Source organism: Acidimicrobiales bacterium, assembly GCA_036491125.1.
In the GTDB taxonomy this organism is placed as follows: Bacteria; Actinomycetota; Acidimicrobiia; order Acidimicrobiales; family AC-9; genus AC-9.
Genome location: DASXCO010000127.1, coordinates 1 through 1,868, shown reverse-complemented (window position 1 = coordinate 1,868; position 1,868 = coordinate 1). Strand labels below are relative to the sequence as shown.

Sequence of the window (1,868 nt, the reverse complement as noted above, 5' to 3'; positions counted from 1 at the left end):
CGGAAGCACCGACGGGGTGACCGAGCGCGATGGCTCCCCCATTGACGTTGACCGTCTCGGGACTGAGGTTCAGGTCGCGCATGGACTGCAGGGCGACCGAGGCGAAGGCCTCGTTGATCTCGAAGAGATCAACGTCGGCGACACCGAGCTGCTGCCTGGCCAGGGCCTTGGTGATCGCGTTCGCCGGCTGGGACAACAGTGACGGATCCGGGCCGGCGACGACGCCGTGTGCGCCGATCTCGGCGAGAACAGGGGCGCCGATCTCCTCGGCTTTGGCCCGGCTCATGACCACGACAGCGGCGGCGCCGTCGGAGATCTGAGACGCCGATCCGGCCGTGATCGTGCCCTCCGCGGCGAACGCCGGGCGCAGTCGGCCCAACGACGCGGCGGTGGTACCGGGGCGAACACCCTCGTCCTGAGTGACGAGCAACGGCTCACCCTTGCGCTGCGGGACTTCGATCGGCACCACTTCGTCGTCGAACAGGCCGTTCTTGGCCGCGACGGCGGCGCGCTCGTGTGACATCGCCGAGTACTCGTCCTGCTCGGTACGGCCGATGCCCGCCATCCGGTTGTAGCGGTCGGTGGCCTCCCCCATCCCGAGTTCGTCGAATGAGCAGAACAGCGCATCGTGCTGTGTGGCGTCGATGATGGAGTTGTCTCCGTAGCGGTAGCCGGCCCGGGCACCTGGCAACAGGTACGGGCCGTTGGTCATCGACTCCATGCCTCCGGCGACCACTACGTCGAACTCGCCGTAGCCGATCAGTTGATCAGCCATGGCGATCGCGTTGAGGCCGGACAGGCACACCTTGTTCACCGTCAGCGCGGGGGTGGTCATCGGGATACCGGCCGCCACCGCGGCCTGCCGTGCGGTGATCTGCCCGGCGCCCGCCTGCAGCACCTGCCCCATGATTGCGTACTGCACCTGGTCCGGGGCGACGCCCGCGCGGTCGAGGGCGGCTGCGATCGCGACGCCGCCGAGCTCGCTGGCAGACTTGCTGGCGAGGGCCCCGAGCAGGCGGCCTACCGGTGTCCTCGCCGCCCCGGCAATGACCGGCTGACGTGAATCGCTCATGTCTGCCACGATACCTAGTGGTATCCGGAAGGAAATCATTGTGCTACCGCTGCTGACCCGCCTCGATCACGTCGGCATCGCCTGCCGCGATCTGCGCCGTGCCATCGACATGTACCGGGAGACGTTCGGCCTCGGGGTGCTGTCGCTGGAGGAGAACGAGGAGCAGGGGGTCCGCGAGGCCATGCTGGCCGTCGGGCCCGCGGGGGCTACGGGCGCCGGCCAGGGTTCGCTGGGGGTGGGGTACATCCAGCTGCTCGAGCCGCTGTCCCCTGACACGCCGGTCGGCAGGTTCATCGCCCGCCGCGGCGAGGGGATCCACCACGTGGGGTACGGGGTCGGGAATATCGAAGAAGCCCTGGCCACGGTGGCCGGGACCGGTATCAGGCTGGTCGACGAGCGGCCCAGGCACGGGTCCATGGGAGCCTCGATCGCCTTCCTGCACCCGGGCGATCTGGGGGGCGTGCTGACCGAACTCGTACAGCCGCTGAGCTGAGCGTGATGCCGAGCGTGATGCCCCATACTGTAGATAAGGTGATTTAACCGGACGGATAGGATAGAGAACTCTGAAGGACCCGCCAAATCACCCAAGTAAGAGTAGTCTGCCTGTCACCGGGCGAGAGTCGTACCCGCCATGGCTGACACCCGCCGTAAAAATTTCCGTCGCCTTCACGTCTAGCCAGGATTAGGCCATATGCAATCGGACATTGACGCCCAGCTGACCAACTTCTTCGAAGAGGCCCCGCCGCGCGAGTTCGCGACGGTGATGCGCGGCTACGACCGCCATCAGGTCGACGAG

Annotated in this window: 2 protein-coding genes; one reads left to right on the top strand and one right to left on the bottom strand. The window is 67.0% G+C overall.

Annotated features, from left to right (window positions below; all coding sequences use genetic code 11):
• On the bottom strand, positions 1–1,072 hold a 1,072-nt coding region (locus tag VGF64_10640), incomplete at its 3' end, for an acetyl-CoA C-acetyltransferase (GenBank protein ID HEY1635205.1).
• A 40-nt stretch (positions 1,073–1,112) separates the two neighbouring features.
• Between VGF64_10640 and mce the strand changes: the two genes are divergently transcribed.
• Complete coding sequence (gene mce, locus VGF64_10635) at positions 1,113–1,565, top strand: methylmalonyl-CoA epimerase (protein HEY1635204.1); 453 nt, start codon at positions 1,113–1,115, stop codon at positions 1,563–1,565.
• The last annotated feature ends 303 nt before the right edge of the window (positions 1,566–1,868 follow it).